This window comes from Polaribacter sp. 11A2H, assembly GCF_011379025.1.
Lineage (GTDB): Bacteria > Bacteroidota > Bacteroidia > Flavobacteriales > Flavobacteriaceae > Polaribacter.
In genome coordinates this window covers 1-1,002 of record NZ_WTLD01000045.1, presented here as the reverse complement: position 1 = coordinate 1,002, position 1,002 = coordinate 1, and the positions used below count along the sequence as shown (strand labels likewise).

1 protein-coding gene is annotated in these 1,002 nt (G+C 27.9%); it reads left to right on the top strand.

Translation table 11 applies throughout. The features are described from left to right. Window positions 1-95 precede the first annotated feature (95 nt). Window positions 96-815, top strand: coding sequence for a hypothetical protein (locus GQS58_RS16835; RefSeq protein ID WP_166388050.1), 720 nt, complete (start codon window positions 96-98; stop codon window positions 813-815). The last annotated feature ends 187 nt before the right edge of the window (window positions 816-1,002 follow it).

The following is a 1,002-nucleotide window of genomic DNA, read 5'->3' as shown; positions in this document are numbered from 1 at the left end:
TCCGGAATTTCGCCGTTCGTGTTTTATTTACTAAATTCACTGCTTAAACAACGCAACAAAGCTTATACAACAACGTTAGGCACAATTAAATTAAAATGATGGAAATAATAACAAACCCTTGGGTAATTGGAATTGGAGGAGGAATAATAAGTGGACTTGTCGTTTTTTTAATTACAAATAGAATATTTTCCAAAAAGGAGAATAGAGAATACCAACAAAAAATTGAAATGGCTAATAAGGAATTATTATATTCAATAAGACCTTTAATTGTTGGTCAAAACATTCCAAATCAAGACTTAATTGATTCTATTATATATTCTACAGCAAGAAAATACAGTGTGAAAATTAATGACCTTTATGAAAACGAAGAATTGGCAGAGGACTTGACAAAAGAGATATTGGATAATCCTTTTCTTAATTCTGAGAATAAATTAAAATATTGTGAATTAACAGCTAAACTAAAAGAATTAGACAACGAAGAAATTACAGAACAAAAAAGAGAAGTAATTTATGTAGAAAAGGAAAAACCAATTACTAAAGAATTTTTCAGTATCACATTAGCAATAATGACTACAATCACAGTTGTCATAGCTGTCACTACTTCCTCTAAACTTGATTTTACATTAATAGAAAGCGACTCTAAATTTGAATGGCCAATACTGATTGCACTTATAACTTTAACACCTATAATTGCATTGACTTTAACGAAAATGTTGAAAACGACAAAACAAGTTGATGAAATAAGGAAGTTAAAAAGTAAACTTAAAGACAATATTGAGAAAAATGAAAGTGAGGAAAAAAATAAAAGTGCCTAACACCGTGTATTAAAAATTGCTAAATTAGTACTTAATTAAAAGTAGTTGCTTTTTTATAAACTTCTATTTTCCTTCGGAAAATAGCCGTTCATTTTAATCGCAACTTTCAATACACAACAACGTTAGCAAAAACTGGCTGAAAGTATAATTTAAGATCAAAAGTTATTTAAATAAACATTCTACTTTT

What these genes read in the sequence shown, in the direction of transcription:
- GQS58_RS16835 (WP_166388050.1), top strand. Translation starts at nt 96, where the DNA reads ATGATGGAAATAATAACAAACCCTTGGGTAATTGGAATTGGAGGAGGA.